Here is a 20,700-nt window from a genome sequence, read left to right as displayed (position 1 = left end):
ACGGGGTTACAGGTGAACGACCGGGCAGGTCAGGGTTCGGGTGATGCCGTCCACCTGCTGAACCTTGGCCACCACCATGCGTCCGAGTTCATCGACCGTGTCGGCCTGAGCACGCACGATCACGTCGTAGGGACCTGTGACGTCCTCTGCCTGGATCACTCCCGGGATCTTTGCGATGGTCTCGGCGACGGTCGACGCCTTGCCCACCTCGGTCTGAATAAGGATGTACGCCTGTACCACGGAACCTCCAGGGCGGCCACGAGGATCATGTGGGGAAAGGGACGCCACGGTATCGCGTTGCCGCGGGCCGCGGGGAGACCTGCGGGCCGGATCACGCCCACAGCGTGGCGTACAGAACACACAAGTTGACGTATCTCTTGACAGTACCGACAGCAGTGACGGCCCGCGACCGCAAGCTCAGCGGTGCAGACGGGGGACAGGCATGCACGTGACCACCAGGACGGACCGCCCCCGGGGGCCGGTCCACGGTCCGGGCGTCAGGCCGCTGAAGCAGGCCGGACGCCCGTCCGGCGCGATAGATGAGGGGTGAGACTCGGTGAAGGGAACCGTGGGCGAGTTGGGGGAGTTCGGGCTCATCAGGGAACTGACGTCCCGGCTCACCACCACTCCGGCGGTACGGCTGGGGCCGGGGGACGACGCGGCGGTCGTGACCGCCCCCGACCGCAGGGTCGTGGCCAGCACCGACATCCTGCTGGAGGGGCGCCACTTCCGGCGTGACTGGTCGACGGCGTACGACGTCGGACGCAAGGCCGCCGCACAGAACCTCGCCGACATCGCCGCCATGGGAGCCGTGCCCACCGCGCTGCTCCTCGGTCTCGTCGTCCCCGCCGAACTCCCGGTGACCTGGGCCGGGGAGCTCATGGACGGCATCCGTGACGAGTGCCAGGTCGCGGGGGCGGCCGTGGTCGGCGGCGATGTGGTCCGCGGCGACACCATCACCGTCGCGATCACCGCACTCGGCGATCTGCGCAACCACGAACCCGTCACCAGGTCAGGCGCCCAGCCCGGCGACGTCGTCGCCGTCACCGGCTGGCTCGGCTGGTCCGCCGCCGGGTACGCCGTGCTGTCCCGCGGCTTCCGCTCGCCCCGCGCCTTCGTGGAGGCCCACCGGCGCCCCGAACCGCCGTACCACGCCGGCCCCGCAGCCGCCGGGCTCGGCGCCACCGCCATGACCGACGTCAGCGACGGGCTCGTCGCCGACCTCGGGCACATCGCCGAGGCGAGCAAGGTCCGGATCGACCTGCAGTCCGGGCGCATCGACATCCCGTCCCAGATGTCCGACATCGGGCAGGCCGTCGGCGTGGACCCCCTCCAGTGGGTGCTCACCGGGGGAGAGGACCACGCGATCGTCGCGACGTTCCCGCCGGACGTGAAGCTGCCGGCCCGCTGGAAGGTGATCGGCGAGGTCCTCAACCCTCCGCGCTGCCCCAGGTGACGGTCGACGGCGCGCCCTGGACCAGCAAGAGCGGCTGGGACCATTTCGGGGACATCGAGGACGCCCAGTAGATTGCGGCGCATGCCCATACCCACCGCCGTGCCTCCCCGTGTCCTCACCGTCGCCGGATCCGACTCCGGCGGCGGGGCGGGCATCCAGGCCGACCTCAAGACGATGCTGGCACTCGGTGTGCACGGCATGAGCGTCCTGACCGCCGTCACCGCCCAGAACTCACTCGGCGTGCAGGGCGCCTGGGAACTGCCCGAGGAGGCGGTGCGCGCCCAGTACCGCAGCGTCGTGGACGACATCGGCGTCAGCGCGGTCAAGACCGGCATGCTGTCGTCCGCCGTGCTCGTCGAGACCGTCGCCGCGCTGCTCGCCGCGACCGACGCCCCGGCCGTCGTCGACCCGGTGGGCGTCTCCAAGCACGGTGACCCGCTGCTCGCCGCCGAGGCGCTGGACTCCGTGCGCACGAAGCTGCTGCCCGTCGCGACCGTGGCGACCCCGAACCTCGACGAAGTGGCGCAGCTCACGGGCATCACGGTCACCGACGAGGCCGGCATGCGCCGGGCGGCAGCCGAGATCCTCGGGTACGGGCCCCGCTGGGTCGTCATCAAGGGCGGGCACCTGCCGGGCGAACCCGTGGACCTGCTCACGGACGGCGCCGAGGAGCACTGGCTGCGCGCCCCCCGCCACGACAACCGGCACACGCACGGCACCGGCTGCACCCTCGCCTCCGCGATCGCCTGCGGACTGGCCCGGGGACAGGACGTGCCCACAGCGGTACGGGCCGCGAAGTCCTACGTCACCGGCGCGATCGCGGCCGGCTTCCCGCTGGGCACGGGCATCGGCCCGGTCGACCACGGATGGCAGCTGCGGGACGCCCGCTGAGCCCCGCCCCCGCCGGAGCACAGCAAAAAGCCGGTCCACCGAGGTGGACCGGCTTTTTGGGCAACCGGTAAGGCTGCGCTACGACGGGAACGTCAGCGCGCGACCTTGCCGGCCTTGATGCACGAGGTGCAGACGTTGAGCCGCTTCGGCGTCCGCCCGACCACGGCACGCACGCGCTGGATGTTGGGATTCCAGCGACGGGACGTACGGCGGTGCGAGTGCGAAATGCTGTTGCCGAAGCTCGGCCCCTTGCCGCAAACGTCGCAGTTGGCAGCCACGGGTCACTCCAAAGACTTCAGGTGCACTTACAGTGAATTCCGGCACGCCGGATTCATTGACTGAAGTGGCGGTACCGGGGGAATGGCCCGACTCTCATCGGGCAACCGAAGCAGCATACAACGGCTGCGTCGGAGATACGAAACTACCATGGGTTCCACAGGTGCCCGCCCCGCCCCTGAACCGGTCAGGGGCGCCGTCCAGGACTACCCTGCGGTGCAGCCCACCCTCCCAACCCCGCTCCGAGGAGGACCGTCAGGTGCCGCAGATCGCCGACGACCTGGACGCCGTCGCGGTGCGTACCTGGTGCTCACTGACGCTGGACGCACTCGGCCGGGAGCGCGAGGCGATCGACGCGATCAACGTGTATCCGGTCGCCGACGGGGACACCGGCACCAACCTCTATCTGACCGTGGAATCCGCGGCAGCGGCCGTCGAGGCGGTGTTCGCCGCCCATGAGACCGGCACCTCGGTGCCCTCCACCGCGGACGCGGTGCGCGCCATGGCGCACGGGGCGCTGATCGGCGCCCGCGGGAACTCCGGCACCATCCTGGCGCAGCTGCTGCGCGGCATGGCCCAAGTGCTGGCCGAGGGAGCCGGTACGGACCGGCTGCGCCTCGCGCTGACCCGGGCCGCGGCCGCGGCGCGCGAAGCAGTCGCCCACCCCGTCGAGGGCACGGTCCTGACCGTGGCCACCGCGGCAGCCGAAGCCGCGGGGCGCGCGGCCGCCGGCGCGGGGGCGGCCACGGTGGCGCGGGCGGCGTACGAAGGGGCGCGTACCGCCCTGGAGGCGACTCCCGGACAGCTCGCCGTCCTCGGCCGGGCCGGCGTCGTGGACGCAGGGGGGCGGGGACTGGTGGCGGTGCTCGGGGCGCTGGTCGAGGCGGTCTCGGGCCGGGTCCCCGACCGGGTGTACGAGGCACCCGCCTCGCCCGTTCCGCTCGCGGCCGCCGACGGGGACTGCCCCGCGGCCGACGACCCGGAGGGCGGCCCCGCCTTCGAGGTCATCTACCTGCTGGAGGCCCGGGACGAGGCCGTGGCCCGGCTGCGCACCCGGCTCGACTCGCTGGGCGACTCCCTCGTGGTGGTGGGCGGCGACGGGCTCTGGAACGTCCACGTGCACGTGGACGACGCGGGTGCGGCGGTGGAGGCCGGGGTCGAGGCCGGGCGGCCGTACCGCATCCGGATCACCCACTTCGCCGCGGACCGGGTGCACGCCCGCCCGGAGCCCGCCCAGCGCGCCGTCGTCGTGGTGGTCCCCGGCGACGGGCTCGGCGGCGTGTGCGCGGAGGCCGGCGCGACGACCGTGCTCGCGCGCCCCGGCGAACCGCCCGCCAGCGGCGAACTGGTCGACGCGATCCGCCGCGCCCACGCCCGCGAGGTGGTGCTCCTGCCCAACGACGGGGACCTGCGGCACACGGCCGCGGCCGCCGCCGAGCAGGCCAGGGCGGAGGGCATCCGGGTCGCCCTGATCCCGACCAGGGCCGCGGTCCAGGGCATCGCCGCCCTGGCCGTCCACGAACCGGACCGCAGCTTCGACGAGGACGTGGTCGCGATGACCGCGGCGGCCGGCGCCACCCGGTACGCCGAACTGGCCGTCGCCGAGCGGCAGTCCTGGACCATGGCCGGCATCTGCCAGGCCGGCGACATCCTCGGGCTGATCGACGGCGACGTGGCCGTCATCGGCGAGAGCGTCCCCGCCACCGCCCGCAAGGTGCTGGACCGGATGCTGGCGGCCGGCGGCGAACTGGTCACCCTGGTCCTGGGCGAGGACGTCCCCGAAGAGCTGTCCGGCGCCCTGGAGGAACACGTCCGGGAGGGCTACCTGGCGGTGGACACGGTGGTGTACAGCGGCGGCCACCAGTGCGCTCCGCTGCTGATCGGGGTGGAGTAGCGCCCGACGCGGACTCTCCGCCGCGATCGTGACCGGTACTTACCGCGGCGCGGTGGCGCCCGGCGGACAACTGTCAGTGGCGTGGTGTGCAATGGACCGCGTGTCTGCGTTCGACGAACCCCTCAAGAAGCTCCTCGGTGGCGCCACCGCGAAGGTGATGGCCGAGCACCTCGACCTGCACACGGTCGGCGATCTGCTGCACCACTACCCGCGGCGGTACGAGGAGCGCGGCCGGCTCACGGCACTGACCGACCTCCCGCTCGACGAGCACGTGACGGTCGTCGCCCAGGTCGCCGACGCCCGCGTCATGGCGTTCAACAACGGCAGGGGCAAACGCCTCGAAGTGACGCTCACCGACGGCCACGGCCGGCTCCAGCTGGTCTTCTTCGGCCACGGCGTCCACAAGCCGCACAAGGAACTGCTGCCGGGCCGGCGCGCCATGTTCGCCGGCAAGGTCTCCGTGTTCAACCGGAAGATGCAGCTCGCCCACCCCACGTACCAGCTCCTGGACGCCGAGTCCGCCGACGGGGCCGAGGCGACCGAGGCCGTGGACGCCTTCGCCGGCAAGCTGCTCCCGATCTACCCCGCCTGCAAGCAGCTCGACTCCTGGCGGATCGCCAAGGCCGTCGACGCGGTGCTGCCGAGCGCCCAGGAGGCCGTCGACCCGCTGCCGCCCGCGCTGCGTGAGGGCCGCGGCTTCACCGCCCTGCCCGAGGCGCTGCTGAAGATCCACCGCCCGCAGACCAAGGCCGACGTCGCGGCTGCCAGGGACCGGCTGAAGTGGGACGAGGCCTTCGTCCTCCAGGTCGCGCTGGCCCGCCGCAGGTACGCGGACACCCAGCTGCCCGCCGTCGCCCGCCGGCCCGTCCCCGGCGGGATGCTCGACGCCTTCGACGCCAAGCTGCCCTTCACCCTGACCGACGGCCAGCTCAAGGTCTCCAAGGAGATCTTCGACGACCTGGCGACCGAGCACCCGATGCACCGGCTGCTGCAGGGCGAGGTGGGCAGCGGAAAGACCCTGGTCGCGCTGCGGGCCATGCTCGCCGTCGTGGACGCGGGCGGGCAGGCCGCCATGCTCGCGCCGACCGAGGTCCTCGCCCAGCAGCACCACCGGTCCATCACCGAGATGATGGGGGAGCTGGCCGGGAACTGGGGGCTGTGGCGCGAAGCGCCTCCCGATGCGGGGGGCGCGGGCGGCGGACCGGCGCCCGGCGGGGCCGGGCAGGGCACGAAGGTGGTCGTGCTGACCGGCTCCATGGGCATGCCGGCCCGCCGCCAGGCGCTCCTGGACCTGGTCACCGGCGAGGCCGGGATCGTGATCGGCACCCACGCGCTGATCGAGGACAAGGTGCAGTTCCACGAGCTGGGGATGGTCGTCGTCGACGAGCAGCACCGCTTCGGGGTGGAGCAGCGCGACGCCCTGCGTTCCAAGGGGAAGCAGCCACCGCATCTGCTCGTGATGACCGCCACCCCCATTCCCAGGACGGTCGCCATGACCGTCTTCGGGGACCTGGAGACCTCCGTCCTGGACCAGCTGCCGGCCGGCCGTTCACCGATCGCCAGCCATGTGGTCCCCGCCAAGGACAAACCGCACTTCCTCAGCCGCGCCTGGGAACGGGTCCGCGAGGAAGTGGAGAACGGGCACCAGGCGTATGTGGTCTGCCCCCGGATCGGCGACGACGAGGACGAGGCGGCCAAGAAGAAGGGGAAGAAGGCCGCCGAGGAGGAGGGGGACAAGCGTCCGCCGCTCGCCGTCCTGGAGATCGCCGAACAGCTCGCCAAGGGACCACTGGCCGGTCTGCGCGTCGAGGTGCTGCACGGCAGGATGCACCCCGACGACAAGGACGACGTCATGCGCCGGTTCGCCGCGGGCGAGGTCGACGTCCTCGTCGCCACCACCGTCATCGAGGTCGGGGTCAACGTCCCCAACGCCACCGCGATGGTGATCATGGACGCCGACCGGTTCGGCGTCTCTCAGCTGCACCAGCTGCGCGGCCGGGTCGGCCGGGGGTCAGCCCCAGGACTCTGCCTGCTGGTCAGCGAGGCCCATGAGGCGAGCCCCGCCCGCGCCCGGCTCTCCGCCGTCGCCGCCACCCTCGACGGCTTCGAGCTGTCCCGGATCGACCTCGAGGAGCGCCGCGAGGGCGACGTACTCGGCCAGGCGCAGTCCGGGGTCCGCTCCTCGCTCCGCGTCCTCAGCGTCATCGACGACGAGGAGGTCATCGCGGCCGCCCGCGAGGAGGCCGTCAAGGTCGTCGCCGCGGATCCGGACCTGGAGCACCTGCCCGAGCTGCGCCTCGTCCTGGACGCGCTGCTCGACAAGGACCGTGAGGAGTACCTCGACAAGGGGTGACGCAGGAGTGCCGGTGCGGGCCGGACCACCGGGGGCGCCCAGGCAGCCGCGACGCCATATCGTGGGAGGTACGGCGCCCGCAGCACCCTGCGCGCCGCCCCGACCCGAGGATCAGACACCCATGACCCGCGTGATCGCCGGCTCGGCCGGCGGACGCCGCCTGGCCGTCCCGCCCGGTACCGGCACCCGCCCCACCTCCGACCGCGCACGCGAGGGGCTGTTCTCCACCTGGCAGGCGCTCCTCGGCACCCTGGACGGCATCCGGATCGCCGATCTGTACGCGGGCTCGGGCGCCGTCGGCCTCGAAGCGCTCTCCCGCGGCGCGGTCCACGCGCTGCTCGTCGAGGCCGACGCCAAGGCCGTCCGCACCGTCCGGGACAACGTCCGTACCCTCGGGCTGCCCGGCGCCGAGGTCCGTACCGGCAAAGCCGAACAGATCGTGACAGGACCGGCGCCCGAGGAACCGTACGACGTGGTGTTCCTGGACCCGCCGTACGCCGTCACCGACGACGATCTTGGCGAGATACTGCTCACACTCCGTGCTCAGGGGTGGCTCTCCGGCGATGCGCTCGTCACCGTGGAGCGCAGCACCAGAGGCGGAGAATTCAGCTGGCCCAAGGGATTCGAGCCATTGCGGGCCCGTCGCTACGGCGAGGGAACGCTTTGGTACGGTCGCGCCGCCGCTACGTGCGAAGACGCACGATGACCGGACCGGAGAGCGAGGGAATCAAGTTGCGCCGCGCCGTCTGCCCGGGGTCGTTCGACCCCATCACCAATGGACATCTCGACATCATCGGCCGTGCCTCGAAGCTGTACGACGTCGTACATGTCGCGGTGATGATCAACCAGTCCAAGAAGGGCCTGTTCACGGTCGACGAGCGGATCGAGATGATCCGCCAGGTCACCGCGGACTTCGGCAACGTCCAGGTCGAGGCCTTCCACGGGCTGCTCGTCGACTTCTGCAAGCAGCGCGACATCCCGGCGATCGTGAAGGGTCTGCGGGCGGTCAGTGACTTCGACTACGAACTGCAGATGGCCCAGATGAACAACGGGCTCTCCGGCGTCGAAACGCTCTTCGTGCCCACCAATCCGACCTACAGTTTCCTGTCGTCCTCCCTGGTCAAGGAGGTGGCGACCTGGGGCGGCGACGTCTCGCACCTGCTGCCGCCGCTGGTCCACGAGGCACTGACGGAACGCCTCGCTCAGCGTTGAGGCACTGACAGTCCGTCACCAGGTGTCGGGCGGGCGCCGACTGGCCGTACAGTCGTCCCGTCCGTCTCCAATCGGCAGTAGAGAGTGGCGAGCACACGGTGGACGTGCAGAAGAAGCTCGACGAGATCGTCGAAGCGGTCGGGAGCGCCCGGTCGATGCCCATGTCGGCGTCCTGCGTGGTCAACCGCGCCGAACTGCTCTCGATGCTCGAAGAGGTGCGCCAGGCCCTGCCCGGCTCCCTCGCGCATGCCGAGGAGCTCATCGGCGGCCGAGAGCAGCTGGTCGAGCAGGCCCGTCAGGAGGCGGGGCGGATCATCGAGACCGCCCACGCCGAGCGCGGCTCGCTCATCTCCGGCACCGAGATCGCCCGGCAGTCCCAGGCCGAGGCGGACCGGATCCTCGGTGAGGCCCGCAAGGATGCCGACGAGATCCGCGCCGAGGCCGACGAGTACGTCGACAGCAAGCTCGCCAACTTCGAGGTCGTCCTCACCAAGACCATCGGCTCCGTCGACCGGGGCCGCGAGAAGCTCCTCGGCCGCGGCCAGGGCTTCGACGAGCAGGGCTACGAGGACCCCGACTTCGCGGAGGCCCCGGAGCGCAGCGCCGACCCGGCCACGCTCCAGCGCCGGGCCGACGAGTACGTGGACACCAAGCTCGGCGCCTTCGAGGCGGTGCTCGCCAAGACCCTGGAGGCGGTGGGCCGGGGCCGGCAGAAACTGCACGGCCGGGTCGCCACCGACGACCTCGGCGCGCACATGGCGGCCCAGGACGCCGCGGGCAGCCAGGGCCGCACCAGCGACGAGGACCACTGGGCGGGACTGGCCGAGCTCGCCACCCCGCAGCCGCCGCAGGTGCCCCAGCAGCTTCCCTCGCAGGCCGATCCGCACTTCCCCGCGCAGCCGGACCCGCAGTACGCGCAGACGTACGCGTACCAGGACCAGCCGCAGCAGGACGTGTACGGCTACCAGCAGCAGCCCGACCCCTACGCGGGCTACCAGCAGCAGGGCTACGACCAGAACCACGGCGCACTGCCCGTGCAGCAGGGCTACGACGCCTGGCAGCAGCAGCCGCAGCCCGGACAGGACGACCGGCAGCAGCCGCTCCAGCAGCACGGCGAGGGCGCCCTGGACGAGACCAGCCTGTTCGACACGGGGATGATCGACCTGGACCAGCTCCGCCGGTACGAACAGGAGCGCTGACCGGCGCGGAGGCGGTCCGGGGAGCTCTTCCGGGACCGGGTGCGGGCCGTGCCGGGGGCAGTGCCGAGGCCGGATCAGGACCGGATTGGGAGCTGAGCGGTGCGTCAAGTATCCTGGTTCTTCGGTCGCGCGTATGTCCGCGGTCCCGGCTGCCCGCTTCGACTCCGGAGCCGGTCAGCCCCTCCCCACCACGCGTGATGCGCATGATTCGAAAGCAGGAGAAGCCCTGAACGGCCACCTCGACCACCGAAACCCTCTCGTGTTCGATACGCACGAGCTGGGTCGGCGTCCCGGTGCCCTCAAGCGGCTGACCCGCTCGGTGGACGCCCCCAAGGATCTCGGTATCGACGGGGTCATCGGTGTGCCGGAAGGCGCACCCGTGGAGCTGGATGTCCGCCTCGAATCGGTCATGGAAGGTGTGCTCGTCACAGGCACCGCCCGTGCATCGGCCGAGGGGGAGTGCGTAAGGTGTCTGGAGCCGCTGAGCTTTGAGGTCGAGGCGGACTTCCAGGAAATGTTCTCGTACCCTGACGCCGATGACCGGAACCGCAGCAAGACGGCGGACCCGGTCGACGACGCCGAGGACGACGAGGACAGGTTCTTCCTCGAGGACGGCCTGTTCGACCTCGAGTCTGTGCTGCGTGATGCGGTGGTGCTCGCACTGCCGATGCAGCCGGTGTGCCAGGAGACCTGTGCCGGTCTGTGCTCCGAATGCGGAGTCAGGCTGGACGAGAACCCCGGCCACCACCACGAAGCCCTCGACATCCGTTGGGCGGCATTGCAAGGACTCGCCGAGACCGTTCAGGACGGCGAGAAGGACAACATGGGCGGCGCCGAACCTGGCGTCGACGAGAAGCAGGAGAAGTAGCCGTGGCTGTTCCGAAGCGGAAGATGTCGCGCAGCAACACGCGCCACCGCCGGTCGCAGTGGAAGGCTGCGGTCCCCACCCTGGTTTCGTGCGAGCGTTGCCAGGAGCCGAAGCTGCAGCACATCGCGTGCCCCAGCTGCGGCACGTACAACAAGCGCCAGGTCCTCGAGGTCTGAGCGGCTGGTGAGAGGCCCGATGTCTGAGTTGTCCCACGCCAAGAAGCAGGCAGACAACGTCAACACAGCCTCGTCCCACACGCTTCTGGAAGGGCGGCTCGGGTATCACCTCGAGTCCGCCCTTCTGGTGCGTGCGCTGACCCATCGTTCGTACGCGTACGAGAACGGCGGTCTGCCCACCAACGAGCGGCTCGAATTCCTCGGGGATTCGGTGCTCGGTCTGGTGGTCACGGACACGCTGTACCGCACCCACCCCGACCTGCCTGAAGGCCAGCTGGCCAAACTGCGGGCCGCGGTGGTCAACTCTCGTGCGCTTGCGGAAGTGGGCCGCGGCCTCGAACTCGGCTCCTTCATCCGGCTCGGCCGCGGTGAAGAGGGCACGGGTGGCCGGGACAAGGCGTCCATCCTCGCCGACACCCTTGAAGCGGTGCTCGGTGCGGTCTACCTCGATCAGGGCCTCAGCGCGGCCTCGGAGCTGGTCCACCGGCTCTTCGACCCGCTGATCGACAGGTCCTCGAACCTCGGCGCCGGCCTGGACTGGAAGACCAGTCTCCAGGAGCTCACCGCGAGCGAGAGCCTCGGAGTCCCCGAGTACCTCGTCACGGAGACCGGCCCGGACCACGAGAAGACCTTTACTGCTGCTGCTCGCGTCGGTGGTGTCTCGTACGGCACCGGCACCGGCCGTAGCAAGAAGGAAGCGGAGCAACAGGCGGCAGAATCCGCCTGGCGTGAGATCAGCGCCGCCGCGGAGGCGCGGGAGGCTGTGGCCAAGGCCGCCGCCGACGGAGGGGTCGCCGACACCCCTGCCGACCCGCCGCCGTCCACGGACGTCGCTCCGGCCTGACCCGAGAACCCCTCGGTGCCCTGTGCACCGGGGGTTCTCTCTGTCCTCAACCACGCCGGGACCCGTCCGGATCCCCCACCGATCTGCCAGGAGCGACACCGTGCCCGAGCTGCCCGAGGTCGAAGTCGTGCGACGCGGTCTTGAGCGCTGGGTGACCGGGCGCACGATCGGCGAGGTCGAGGTCCTGCATCCGCGGGCGGTGCGCCGGCACCTCGCCGGGGGTGTGGACTTCGCGGCCCGGCTCGGCGGTGTCCGCCTCGGACCGGCGATGCGCCGCGGCAAGTACCTCTGGGTGCCGCTGGACGAGACGACCAGCTCGCTGCTCGGACATCTCGGGATGAGCGGTCAGCTGCTGGTGCAGCCCGCGGACGCACCCGACGAGAAGCATCTCCGGGTCAGGATCCGGTTCGACGACTCCGTCGGCACCGAACTGCGCTTCGTCGACCAGCGCACCTTCGGCGGGCTCTCGGTCCACGAATGCGCTGTCGGCAGCACGGACGGACTGCCCGGCACCATCGCGCACATCGCCCGCGACCCGCTGGACCCGGCCTTCGACGACGCGGCGTTCCACACCGCACTGCGACTGCGCCGCACCACGGTCAAGCGCGCCCTGCTCGACCAGTCGCTGATCAGCGGCGTCGGCAACATCTACGCGGACGAGGCGCTCTGGCGTGCCCAGCTGCACTACGACCGGCCGACCGCGACCCTGACCCGCCCCAAGTCGGCCGAGCTGCTCGGCCACGTCCGCGACGTGATGAACGCGGCGCTGGAACAGGGCGGCACGAGTTTCGACAGCCTCTACGTCAACGTGAACGGCGAGTCGGGCTACTTCGACCGCTCGCTCGACGCCTACGGGCGAGAGGACGAGCCCTGCCACCGCTGCGGTACGCCGATGCGGCGCCGCGCCTGGATGAACAGGTCCAGCTACTTCTGCCCGCGCTGCCAGCGCCCGCCGCGCAACACCGCCTGAGGCGGGGCCGGGGGCGCGCCTCTTCCGCTACTTCTCCGCGTGGGCCTGGTCGTACTGCCCACGAGCCGCCAGGACCTCGGCCATCCGGCCCTCGACGAGCTGGATCAGCCCGAGCAGCCGTTCGGCGACCTGCCGTCCCAGCGGCGTGAGCTCGTAGTCGACGCGGGGCGGGTTGGTGGGCTGCGCCTCGCGGTGGACCAGCCCGTCACGCTCCAGCGCGTGCAGCGTCTGGGAGAGCATCTTCTCGCTCACCCCGTCGACCCGGCGGCGCAGGGCGTTGAAGCGGAGGCTGCCCTCGGACAGGGCGCCGAGCGTCAGGCTGCCCCAGCGACCGGTGACATGTTCCAGCGTGCCGCGCGAGGGGCACTGCTTGGAGAACACGTCGAAGGGCAGTACGTCGTCCGGGCCGCAGTTCGTCCCGCCGTCGCCGCGGTGCTCGTCGCAGCCGTTCTCGTCCATGGAAACCAGCGTACGCCCGCACAGCGCTCTCCACGGGTTTGCGCGGTCCGTGGGTGAGCGGGTGGGGCGTACGAGGTCGGAGCGAGTGGTGGTGCGGGGCGGGTACGGCTCAGAAGCCGAAGTCCTGGGTCCACCAGGGACCGCCGGAGCCGAAGTGGACACCGACGCCGAGCGTCTTGTAGTCGCAGTTGAGAATGTTCGCGCGGTGACCGTCGCTGTTCATCCAGGCGTCCATCACAGCCTGTGCGTCGGCCTGACCGCGGGCGATGTTCTCACCGCCGAGCCCGTCCACGCCTGCCTTGGCGGCACGGTCCCAGGGGGTCTGGCCGTCGGGGTCGGTGTGGTCGAAGAAACCGCGGGCCGCCATGTCGTCGCTGAAGTTCTGGGCGAGCGAGGCCAGTGAGCTGCTGGCCGTCACCGCGCTGCAGCCGACCTTGGCGCGCTCCTGGTTCACCAGGGAGAGCACGGCGGCCTGGGCCGAGCTGTCGGTGGTGGCCGGCGCCGTGGTCCGGGGGCCGGAGCGGAGGTCGACGCCTTCGGCGCCGCTGCCTTCGAGCTCGCGGGGGCGGACGGGGCCGAGCTCTTCGACGCGGCGGGGGACTTCGAGGAGGGAGCGTGCGTGGCCTGCTCCCTCTTCTTCGCCTCCTTCGTCGCCGTGGCCGTCTTGGAAGGGGACGAGGACGGCTTGCCGGCCTTGGGGGAGCTCGACTTGGTGGGCCCGACGCCCCGCTCGGTGCCGCGGCTGGCCGAGGCGGAAGCGGATCCGCGGTCGGCCGGCTCGGTCGTGGAGCCGCCCTGCGTCAGCAGGTCCGGGGCCGCCTCGGAGCGCACCTGGTCGGCGGCCGAACCACCGCCCACGTAGTTGTCGCCACCGGGCAGCAGGCCGGAGGCCACGGCGACGGCCCCGACGGCCACGGCCGCGGAGACGCCGAGAAGTCCGGTGCGAAGCGGCATGCCGGACCGCTTCTTGCGGCGCGCTCCATGACTCCGGCCTGCGGCCCCTCCGCGTGTTCTTCAGCGGCGGGAGCTGCGGCGGAGCGTCGATGGCGTCCCATCTGCTGTGCCCTTCTGACGACTCGGACGCCGTTTTCGGCGCCACCATGGCTCACCCGATCGAGTGAAGCTTTTGCGAGGGGACTGTACGCCATGGCCTCTCGGCGAGAAGTGCTCCGAGAGCAATTGGACGGTTAGCGTTCGGGCATGAACGAAGATGTGCGACTCACCGCCTGGGTACGCGGCCGAGTACAGCAAGTAGGGTTTCGCTGGTTCACCAGGGCAAACGCTCTGGAGATCGGCGGCCTCGCCGGATTCGCCCTCAATCTCGATGACGGCCGGGTGCAGGTTGTCGCCGAGGGGCGGCGTGAGAATTGCCACCGTCTACTGGATTGGCTGCGCTCGGACGACACACCCGGCCGCGTTGACGGCGTCACTGAGATCTGGGACACGCCGCGCGGCGGATATGAGGGATTCGCGATCCGCTGATCAAGGTCCCGAACGGGGTCGGAACATGCCTTGTGTTCGGGCCGTGTTCGAAGTGCGTCAGGGCGTGACGGCGGGGGGTGGCGCGGCGCGTACACATGAAATGACCTGCGGAATGACCCGGTGGTTGCCAAGATTCGGTTGGCGTGCCAGGCTGCGGCGGTAAGGATGATCTCCACGCCCCTGAGGGCCCCGCAGGAGAGTCGCGCCGCGTGATCGTCGAGCCGCGCGCCCCCGGGACGCCCGCCTTTACGGGGTGTGATCGTGTTGACCGTCAAACTTTTTGGTGAGACGCTGAAAACCCCGCGCACCTTAGCTGTTCGGCAGAGCTGTTTGGCAGCAGAACAGCAGTGAACACAGAGCACTGCCGAGCACCGCGGGTGCGATTCCCTCACGACCCACACCGCATCGGTCGGTCACTCAGTGTGGAGGACCATCCTCATGGCAAAGGCGCTTCTCGGTTACGTCGGCGGTTCCGACCCGCGACTCCTCGCCGAGATGCGACGGCTTCAGCAGCGCGTCCAGGATCTTGAATCCGAGATCGTACGGATTCAGGACGAGAACGACGCGCTCAACGCCGCCGCTCAGCACCAAGAGTCGCTGCTCGACAGCATCGACATCGACGTACCTCAGGCGGAGCCGGCGCTGACCTGACCGAGGGCCCCAGGGCCGGTCGGGCTGCATGCGTCAGCCGCACGGATTCTCGCCGGATCGTCACCGGATCATTGAAGATCAATTGCTCTTGATCTGCGTCTTCATCTGCCTTGTCACTGATCCGGAACGCGCGTCTCCATGAGACGCCGATCCGTCGACAGAGCATTTCACAAGATTTGCAGGGGACGCTTCGGCGTCCCTTCTTTCTTTTCCCCTCCGGACTCCGCCCGTCCCGCCCCGGACGTACACCCCTTCCCTTACCGTCTGATGTGCCCTGCACCTTCATCAGCGAAACCGAGAGCGAAAGGTAGAGTCCGGCGGCGTGCACCTCAAGGCCCTGACCCTGCGTGGTTTCAAATCGTTCGCCTCCGCCACCACCCTGCGGTTCGAACCCGGGATCACGTGTGTGGTCGGTCCCAATGGATCGGGCAAGTCCAATGTGGTGGACGCGCTCTCCTGGGTCATGGGAGAACAGGGCGCCAAATCCCTGCGCGGCGGCAAGATGGAGGACGTCATCTTCGCCGGCACCACCGGGCGGCCTCCGCTCGGACGGGCGGAGGTGTCGCTGACCATCGACAACTCCGACGGCGCACTGCCCATCGAATACGCCGAGGTGACGATCACCCGGATCATGTTCCGCAACGGCGGCAGCGAATACCAGATCAACGGCGACACCTGCCGGCTGCTGGACATCCAGGAACTCCTCTCGGACTCCGGCATCGGCCGGGAGATGCATGTCATCGTCGGCCAGGGCCAGCTGGACTCCGTGCTCCACGCCGATCCGATGGGGCGCCGCGCGTTCATCGAGGAGGCCGCCGGCGTACTGAAGCACCGCAAGCGCAAGGAGAAGGCGCTGCGGAAGCTGGACGCGATGGGGGCGAACCTGGCCCGCGTCCAGGACCTCACCGACGAGTTGCGCCGGCAGTTGAAGCCGCTCGGCCGGCAGGCCGCGGTCGCCCGCCGGGCCGCGGTCATCCAGGCCGACCTGCGCGACGCCCGGCTGCGGCTGCTCGCCGACGACCTGGTGCGGCTGCACACCGCGCTGCGCGGCGAGATCGCCGACGAGGCGGCGCTGAAGCAGCGCCGCGAGAGCGCCGAGGCCGAGCTCAAGGCTGCACTGGCACGCGAGGCCGAGCTCGAGGACGAGGTGCGGCGGCTGACACCGCGGCTCCAGCGTGCCCAGCAGACCTGGTACGAGCTGTCCCAGCTGGCCGAGCGGGTGCGCGGCACGATCTCACTGGCCGACGCCCGGGTGAAGAGCGCCACCGCCCCGCCGGTCGAGGAGCAGCGTGGCCGCGACCCGCAGGACATGGAGCGCGAGGCGGCCCGGATCCGCGAGCAGGAGGCGGAGCTGACCGCGGCGCTGGAGGCCGCGGAACACGCGCTGGAGGACACCGCCTCGCACCGGGCCGATCTGGAACGGGAGTTGGCGGCCGAGGAACGCAGGCTCAAGGACGCGGCCCGCGCCCTCGCCGACCGCCGCGAGGGGCTCGCCCGGCTGACCGGCCAGGTCAACGCCGCCCGCAGCCGGGCCGGTTCGGCGCAGTCCGAGATCGACCGGCTGGCCGCATCGCGCGACGAGGCGCAGGAGCGGGCGGTCGTGGCCCAGGAGGAGTACGAGCAGCTCAAGGCCGAGGTCGACGGCCTGGACGCCGGCGACACCGAGCTCGGCGAGCGGCACGAGGCGGCCAGGCGCGAGCTGAAGGAGGCGGAGGGCGCGCTGTCCGCGGCGCGGGAGGCCGTCACCACCGCCGAACGCAAGCGCGCGGCGGTCTCGGCCCGCCATGACGCGCTGGCCCTCGGGCTGCGCCGCAAGGACGGCACCGGGGTGCTGCTCGGTGCCCGGGACCGGCTGGCGGGCCTGCTCGGGCCGGCGGCGGAACTGCTCACGGTGGCCCCGGGGCACGAGGTCGCGGTGGCCGCCGCACTGGGCGCGGCGGCGGACGCGGTGGCGGTGACGGACCCGGCCACGGCTGCGGAGGCGATCCGGCTGCTGCGCAAACTGGACGCGGGACGGGCCGCGCTGCTGCTCACGGGCGCGGGTGCAGGTACAGGCGCAGGCGCGGGCGGGGTTGAGGACCGTGGGGTGCCCGGCGGGGCTCACGCGGCGGGCCACGTCCCGGGTCAGGGGTCCGAGCCGCACTCCGCGGTCCGCGGCGGGGAGGCCCACGTACCCGGGCAGGGCACGGACCTCGTGCAGCGGGCCGTGATGCCGAACGGCACCGAACCCGTGCGGCAAGCCGCGGTACCACCGGGCACGGAATCCGGGCAGCGGGCCGCGGGACCACCAGGCGCGGGCCTCGTGCAGCAGGCCGCGATGCCGCAGCGCACCGAACCCGGGCAGGGCATCGAACCCGCACACCAGGCCGCCGTGCCGCAGGCCGCGGTGGCCGCCTTCGTGCCGCAGGGGCCGGCCGGGGCCGGAGCCGGGGCGGACGGGGCCGGACACCTGGCCGTTCCGGTGTGGGACGGCCGCGGCGCCCCGGCCGTCGCCGACCTCGTCGGCGGCCCCGTCGAACTGATGGCCGCGGTGCGCAGGCTGGTACGGGACATGGTGGTCGTCGGGACGCTGGAGGATGCCGAGGACCTGGTTGCCGCCCACCCGGAGCTGACGGCGGTGACCGGCGAGGGGGACGTCCTGTCGGCGCACTTCGCGCACGGCGGTTCGGCGGGGGCGCCCACCCTCCTCGAGGTCCAGGCGTCCGTCGACGAGGCGGCTGCCGAGCTGGCCGAACTGGCGGTGCGGTGCACGGAGCTGGCAGAGGTCCAGCGGATCGAGACGCAGCGCCGCGGGACCGCCGCGGCGCTCGTCGAGGAGCTGGGGGAGCGGCGCCGGGCCGCCGAGCGGGAGAAGTCCGGCGTGGCCCAGCAGCTCGGGCGGCTGGCGGGTCAGGCGCGCGGCGCGGTGGGTGAGGCCGAGCGGATGGCCGCCTCCGCCACTCGCGCCCAGGAGGCGCTGGAGCGGGCGACGCAGGAGGCGGAGGAGCTGGCCGAGCGGCTGCTCGTCGCCGAGGAGGCGTCCGGGGACGGTGCGGACGAGGAACCGGACACCGCCGTGCGCGACCGGCTCGCCGCCGACGGCGCCAACGCCCGCCAGACCGAGATGGAGGCCCGCCTCCAGGTCCGTACCCATGAGGAACGGGTCAAGGCGCTGGCCGGACGCGCCGACTCGCTCGACCGCGGTGCCCGCGCCGAACGGGAGGCCCGTGCCCGCGTCGAGCAGCGCAGGGCCCGGCTGCGGCACGAGGCCGAGGTGGCCTCCGCCGTGGCATCCGGCGCCCGTCAGCTGCTCGCCCACGTCGAGGTGTCCGTCCTGCGGGCGGAACAGGAACGGGTGGCCGCCGAGGCATCGAAGGCCGAGCGGGAGCGGGAGCTGGCGGCCGAGCGGCAGCAGGGCCGCGAACTCAAGGGCGAGCTCGACAAGCTGACGGACTCGGTCCACCGGGGAGAGGTGCTCGGCGCCGAGAAGCGGCTGCGGATAGAACAGCTTGAGGCGAAGGCGCTGGAGGAGCTGGGCGTGGAGCCGGCCGGCCTGGCCGCGGAGTACGGGCCCGACCAGCTCGTGCCGCCGTCCCCGGCCGCCGAGGGCGAGGAGCTGCCGGAGGATCCGGAGCACCCGCGCAACCAGCCGAAGCCGTTCGTCAGGGCCGAGCAGGAGAAGCGGCTGAAGTCGGCCGAACGGGCGTACCAGCAACTCGGGAAGGTGAATCCGCTGGCCCTCGAGGAGTTCTCGGCGCTGGAGGAGCGGCACAAATTCCTCTCCGAGCAGCTGGAGGACCTGAAGAAGACCCGGGCCGACCTGATGCAGGTCATCAAGGAGGTCGACGAGCGCGTCGAGCAGGTCTTCACCGAGGCCTACCGGGACACGGCCCGCGAGTTCGAGGGCGTCTTCTCGCGCCTCTTCCCGGGCGGTGAGGGGCGGCTCATCCTGACCGATCCGGACAACATGCTCGCGACCGGCGTGGACGTCGAGGCCCGGCCGCCCGGCAAGAAGGTCAAGCGGCTGTCCCTGCTGTCCGGCGGCGAACGCTCGCTGACGGCAGTGGCGTTGCTGGTCGCGATCTTCAAGGCCAGGCCGAGCCCGTTCTATGTGATGGACGAGGTCGAGGCCGCGCTCGACGACACCAACCTGCAGCGGCTGATCCGGATCATGGAGGAGCTCCAGGAGAGCTCCCAGCTGATCGTGATCACTCACCAGAAGCGGACGATGGAGGTCGCCGACGCGCTCTACGGAGTCTCGATGCAGGGCGACGGGGTCTCCAAGGTCATCAGTCAACGTCTCCGCTGAGCCTTTACCCAACCTTCAAGAATTCAACGTACCTTTTGGGTGCTCCTGGGTAGAAGTCTGCCGTGACCCCACTCTTGACTTCAAAACTTGAACGCATAGTCTCTGTAACGTCGTTTTTACCTTCAAGTGGTGGCAGAGCTGAACTTATGCGCCACTGGGAACAGCTCACCCCCCACGCCTGCGTTGCGGCCAGGCACCAGGAGTTCACGTGACCAGCACATCGCAGGGACCAGAGTCCGGAGCCCGAACGGCCCACCCGGACCACCTCGGCCATGTCATCTTCATTACGGCAGCCGCTGCGATGGGTGGCTTCCTCTTCGGATACGACAGTTCCGTGATCAACGGAGCGGTCGAAGCGATCCGCAGCCGGTACGACATCGGCTCCGGCACGCTCGCCCAGGTCATCGCCATCGCGTTGATCGGCTGTGCGATCGGCGCGGCCACCGCGGGCCGTATCGCGGACCGCATCGGCCGTATCCGCTGCATGCAGATCGCCTCGGTCCTCTTCACCATCAGTGCCGTCGGTTCCGCGCTCCCGTTCGCGCTCTGGGACCTGGCGATGTGGCGCATCATCGGCGGCTTCGCCATCGGTATGGCCTCGGTGATCGGCCCGGCGTACATCGCGGAGGTCTCGCCGCCCGCCTACCGCGGCCGGCTCGGCTCCTTCCAGCAGGCGGCGATCGTCATCGGCATCGCCATCTCCCAGCTGGTCAACTACGGCATCCTGCAGATCGCCGACGGTGACCAGCGCGGCAAGATCGGCGGCCTCGAAGCCTGGCAGTGGATGCTCGGTGTGATGGTCGTGCCCGCGGTCCTGTACGGCCTGCTGTCCTTCGCGATCCCCGAGTCGCCGCGCTTTCTGATCTCGGTCGGCAAGAAGGAACGGGCACGCAAGATCCTGTCCGAGGTCGAGGGCAAGGACGTCGACCTCGACGCCCGGGTGACCGAGATCGAGACCGCGATGCACCGCGAGCACAAGTCGACCTTCAAGGACCTGCTGGGCAGCCGCTTCGGCTTCCTGCCCATCGTCTGGGTCGGTATCGGCCTGTCGGTGTTCCAGCAGCTCGTCGGCATCAACGTGGCGTTCTACTACTCGGCGACGCTCTGGCAGTCCGTCGGCATCGACCCGAGCAGCTCGTTCTTCTACTCCTTCACCACTTCCATCGTCAACATCATCGGTACGGTGATCGCGATGGTGCTGGTGGACCGGGTGGGCCGCCGGCCGCTGGCCCTCGTCGGCTCCTGCGGCATGGCCGTCGCCCTCGCCTTCGAGGCGTGGGCCTTCTCCGCCGACCTGGTCGACGGCAAACTCCCCGACACCCAGGGCATGGTGGCCCTGATCGCCGCCCACGTCTTCGTGCTCTTCTTCGCCCTGTCGTGGGGTGTCGTGGTCTGGGTCTTCCTCGGCGAGATGTTCCCGAACCGGATCCGCGCCGCCGCGCTCGGCGTCGCCGCCTCGGCCCAGTGGATCGCCAACTGGGCGATCACCGCGAGCTTCCCGAGCCTCGCCGACTGGAACCTGTCGGGCACGTACATCATCTACGCATGCTTCGCCACGCTCTCGATCCCCTTCGTCATCAAGTTCGTGAAGGAGACCAAGGGCAAGGCGCTGGAGGAGATGGGCTGATCCCCGCTGCCCCGCTCCTCGTTAACGTACGGCCCCGGCTCGCGCCCGCGAGCC

General features: G+C 70.7%; 17 protein-coding genes and 2 pseudogenes. 15 read left to right on the top strand and 4 right to left on the bottom strand.

Features of this window, described 5'->3' with window-relative positions:
- Positions 1-6: 6 nt before the first annotated feature.
- Positions 7-240 carry an Lrp/AsnC family transcriptional regulator gene (locus tag LNW71_RS06740; RefSeq protein WP_064070330.1) on the bottom strand — a complete coding sequence of 78 codons (234 nt, stop codon included), beginning with the start codon at positions 238-240 and terminating at the stop codon, positions 7-9.
- A 316-nt stretch (positions 241-556) separates the two neighbouring features.
- On the opposite strand from LNW71_RS06740, the pseudogene LNW71_RS06735 reads away from it, so the two are divergent.
- Together LNW71_RS06735 and thiD are read left to right on the top strand one after the other, a co-directional pair.
- Positions 557-1,527, top strand: a pseudogene (locus tag LNW71_RS06735) (thiamine-phosphate kinase).
- A 10-nt stretch (positions 1,528-1,537) separates the two neighbouring features.
- Positions 1,538-2,347, top strand: a complete 810-nt coding sequence (gene thiD, locus LNW71_RS06730; protein ID WP_250967400.1) for a bifunctional hydroxymethylpyrimidine kinase/phosphomethylpyrimidine kinase — start codon at positions 1,538-1,540, stop codon at positions 2,345-2,347.
- A 92-nt stretch (positions 2,348-2,439) separates the two neighbouring features.
- On the opposite strand, the gene rpmB is transcribed toward thiD, so the two are convergent.
- Positions 2,440-2,625, bottom strand: a complete 186-nt coding sequence (rpmB, locus tag LNW71_RS06725; protein ID WP_003965989.1) for a 50S ribosomal protein L28 — start codon at positions 2,623-2,625, stop codon at positions 2,440-2,442.
- Positions 2,626-2,882: 257 nt separating this feature from the next.
- Between rpmB and LNW71_RS06720 the strand changes: the two genes are divergently transcribed.
- From LNW71_RS06720 to mutM, 9 genes are all read left to right on the top strand, one after another.
- The gene (locus LNW71_RS06720) at positions 2,883-4,517 is read left to right on the top strand and encodes a DAK2 domain-containing protein (RefSeq protein ID WP_250967399.1); all 1,635 of its coding nucleotides are present in this window, start codon (positions 2,883-2,885) and stop codon (positions 4,515-4,517) included.
- A gap of 91 nt (positions 4,518-4,608) precedes the next feature.
- Positions 4,609-6,870, top strand: a complete 2,262-nt coding sequence (recG, locus tag LNW71_RS06715; protein ID WP_250967398.1) for an ATP-dependent DNA helicase RecG — start codon at positions 4,609-4,611, stop codon at positions 6,868-6,870.
- A gap of 121 nt (positions 6,871-6,991) precedes the next feature.
- Positions 6,992-7,576 (top strand): 16S rRNA (guanine(966)-N(2))-methyltransferase RsmD, encoded by a 585-nt coding sequence (rsmD, locus tag LNW71_RS06710; RefSeq protein ID WP_250967397.1) that lies wholly within the window; start codon positions 6,992-6,994, stop codon positions 7,574-7,576.
- A 26-nt stretch (positions 7,577-7,602) separates the two neighbouring features.
- Positions 7,603-8,082: a pantetheine-phosphate adenylyltransferase gene (gene coaD, locus LNW71_RS06705; protein ID WP_250971918.1), complete on the top strand. Its 480-nt coding sequence runs from the start codon at positions 7,603-7,605 to the stop codon at positions 8,080-8,082.
- Between the two features lie 98 nt (positions 8,083-8,180).
- Complete coding sequence (locus LNW71_RS06700; protein ID WP_250967396.1) at positions 8,181-9,281, top strand: cell division initiation protein; 1,101 nt, start codon at positions 8,181-8,183, stop codon at positions 9,279-9,281.
- A 259-nt stretch (positions 9,282-9,540) separates the two neighbouring features.
- A complete protein-coding gene (locus LNW71_RS06695) occupies positions 9,541-10,149 on the top strand; it encodes a DUF177 domain-containing protein (protein WP_250971917.1) in 609 nt (202 codons plus the stop codon).
- Between the two features lie 2 nt (positions 10,150-10,151).
- Entirely contained in the window at positions 10,152-10,325 is a 174-nt protein-coding gene (gene rpmF / locus LNW71_RS06690) for a 50S ribosomal protein L32 (protein ID WP_003965982.1), read from the top strand.
- Between the two features lie 19 nt (positions 10,326-10,344).
- Positions 10,345-11,169, top strand: a complete 825-nt coding sequence (rnc, locus tag LNW71_RS06685; protein WP_250967395.1) for a ribonuclease III — start codon at positions 10,345-10,347, stop codon at positions 11,167-11,169.
- Between the two features lie 100 nt (positions 11,170-11,269).
- Entirely contained in the window at positions 11,270-12,139 is an 870-nt protein-coding gene (gene mutM / locus LNW71_RS06680; protein WP_250967394.1) for a bifunctional DNA-formamidopyrimidine glycosylase/DNA-(apurinic or apyrimidinic site) lyase, read from the top strand.
- 27 nt (positions 12,140-12,166) lie between these two features.
- Here mutM and LNW71_RS06675 read toward each other — a convergent pair whose 3' ends face one another.
- Together LNW71_RS06675 and LNW71_RS36420 are read right to left on the bottom strand one after the other, a co-directional pair.
- Positions 12,167-12,598 carry a helix-turn-helix domain-containing protein gene (locus LNW71_RS06675; protein ID WP_250967393.1) on the bottom strand — a complete coding sequence of 144 codons (432 nt, stop codon included), beginning with the start codon at positions 12,596-12,598 and terminating at the stop codon, positions 12,167-12,169.
- Positions 12,599-12,707: 109 nt separating this feature from the next.
- Positions 12,708-13,653: pseudogene (locus tag LNW71_RS36420) on the bottom strand (CAP domain-containing protein).
- Positions 13,654-13,798: 145 nt separating this feature from the next.
- On the opposite strand from LNW71_RS36420, the gene LNW71_RS06660 reads away from it, so the two are divergent.
- The 4 genes from LNW71_RS06660 to LNW71_RS06645 all read left to right on the top strand — a co-directional run bounded on the left by LNW71_RS06660 (position 13,799) and on the right by LNW71_RS06645 (position 20,646).
- Positions 13,799-14,080: an acylphosphatase gene (locus LNW71_RS06660; RefSeq protein ID WP_250967390.1), complete on the top strand. Its 282-nt coding sequence runs from the start codon at positions 13,799-13,801 to the stop codon at positions 14,078-14,080.
- A 438-nt stretch (positions 14,081-14,518) separates the two neighbouring features.
- Positions 14,519-14,731 carry a hypothetical protein gene (locus LNW71_RS06655; RefSeq protein ID WP_024494492.1) on the top strand — a complete coding sequence of 71 codons (213 nt, stop codon included), beginning with the start codon at positions 14,519-14,521 and terminating at the stop codon, positions 14,729-14,731.
- 322 nt (positions 14,732-15,053) lie between these two features.
- Positions 15,054-19,019 carry an AAA family ATPase gene (locus LNW71_RS06650; protein WP_250967389.1) on the top strand — a complete coding sequence of 1,322 codons (3,966 nt, stop codon included), beginning with the start codon at positions 15,054-15,056 and terminating at the stop codon, positions 19,017-19,019.
- Positions 19,020-19,227: 208 nt separating this feature from the next.
- Entirely contained in the window at positions 19,228-20,646 is a 1,419-nt protein-coding gene (locus LNW71_RS06645) for a sugar porter family MFS transporter (RefSeq protein ID WP_250967388.1), read from the top strand.
- Positions 20,647-20,700 lie beyond the last annotated feature (54 nt).

Origin of the sequence: Streptomyces sp. RKAG290, from assembly GCF_023701695.1 — a bacterium.
In the GTDB taxonomy this organism is placed as follows: domain Bacteria; phylum Actinomycetota; class Actinomycetes; order Streptomycetales; family Streptomycetaceae; genus Streptomyces.
The sequence above is the reverse complement of the archived record's forward strand: the minus strand, read 5'-3'. Positions and strand labels throughout refer to the sequence as shown.

Bases quoted from the DNA above. Each gene is read 5' to 3' on its own strand.
- LNW71_RS06675 (WP_250967393.1), bottom strand. From the start codon at position 12,598: ATGGACGAGAACGGCTGCGACGAGCACCGCGGCGACGGCGGGACGAAC.
- rnc (WP_250967395.1), top strand. From the start codon at position 10,345: ATGTCTGAGTTGTCCCACGCCAAGAAGCAGGCAGACAACGTCAACACA.
- thiD (WP_250967400.1), top strand. From the start codon at position 1,538: ATGCCCATACCCACCGCCGTGCCTCCCCGTGTCCTCACCGTCGCCGGA.
- LNW71_RS06655 (WP_024494492.1), top strand. From the start codon at position 14,519: ATGGCAAAGGCGCTTCTCGGTTACGTCGGCGGTTCCGACCCGCGACTC.
- recG (WP_250967398.1), top strand. From the start codon at position 4,609: ATGGACCGCGTGTCTGCGTTCGACGAACCCCTCAAGAAGCTCCTCGGT.
- LNW71_RS06660 (WP_250967390.1), top strand. From the start codon at position 13,799: ATGAACGAAGATGTGCGACTCACCGCCTGGGTACGCGGCCGAGTACAG.
- rsmD (WP_250967397.1), top strand. From the start codon at position 6,992: ATGACCCGCGTGATCGCCGGCTCGGCCGGCGGACGCCGCCTGGCCGTC.